This is a genomic window from Oligella sp. HMSC05A10, from assembly GCF_001808335.1.
GTDB classification, from domain to species: Bacteria; Pseudomonadota; Gammaproteobacteria; order Burkholderiales; family Burkholderiaceae_B; genus Oligella; species Oligella urethralis.
Window position 1 is genome coordinate 1 of sequence record NZ_KV792906.1, and the last position, 1,040, is coordinate 1,040.

Below are 1,040 nucleotides of genomic sequence, written 5' to 3' on the forward strand. Positions count from 1 at the left end.
CACGGCCAACATCCAGTCCCACATAAAATTGATGGCTAGGTTGGTATTGCCAAGCGATATCATTACGCCAATACCAACCACGTTCAGCCATTAGATAATACTCCCCATCAAAGCCACGCACCGTATAACGACCACCAATGGCTAATTGGTCCTGTGTGACCAAAGGGCTTTTATTCCATTGCGCATGAACGCGGCTGTCCCAAGAAAAGTTCTCGCGCGCAGCGCTAAACGGAATATGCCAATGCAGATCCGCAGTAATAATCCGCATACGCGATGTCCCTTCACCAAAGAGATACTCTGCCGGCTGCTCACTGCCGAATATACCTGTACCGCGACGATAGGACACATCAAGACCCAAGGTACTTCGTGCAATAAATTCCTTATGAGATAGAGTGGCTTGCCAACCACCCATCTTCTTGCGCTGTACCTCAATCTCCGCATCTTCAATATAATTATGAGAGCGTCGTTGCCATAGCTTTGCGCTGAGCTGAGTCTTACGTCGACTGTCCCGATAAAGCACTCGGCTCAGGCCTATCTCACGGTTTAAGCTACGCCCGTTGTAGTCATAATTTTCATAGGCACCTGCAATCGCTTGGTGGTAACGATGATAACTTTGATTATAAAAAAGCTGCCAATGCCCCCAAGGAATCGAATAGTGCAAGGAATAACTATCGGTGCCACTCTTAGTCCGACTCCCCACCTCATCACGCAAACTTGTCTTTTCGCCCAAACCCCGGTTATAGGAGATATAAAACAGATCACTAAGCCCCAAAAGATTATCTCCGGAGAGTGTGGTCGTGCCTATGTAGCGACCGGTCTGCTTGCTGCCTGAATTATCCAGACCAAGACTAAAACGAAACGGCACACTACGCTGCTGCCAATCAATATACAGATCACTGCTGTTAATCGCCTCACCGGCCTCAATACGAACTTGAGCTTGCGCAGTAGGCACACGTCGGTAATTCTCTAGACCCTGCTCTATATCTCGTAGATTAAAAACATCACCGCTACTCGCCGGAAGCTCATTCTGTAACCAAGCA

General features: G+C 48.2%; 1 protein-coding gene. It reads right to left on the bottom strand.

Annotation, left to right across the window (positions count from 1 at the left end):
• On the bottom strand, window positions 1-1,040 hold a 1,040-nt coding region (locus HMPREF3144_RS04930), incomplete at both ends, for a ShlB/FhaC/HecB family hemolysin secretion/activation protein (RefSeq protein ID WP_141742728.1).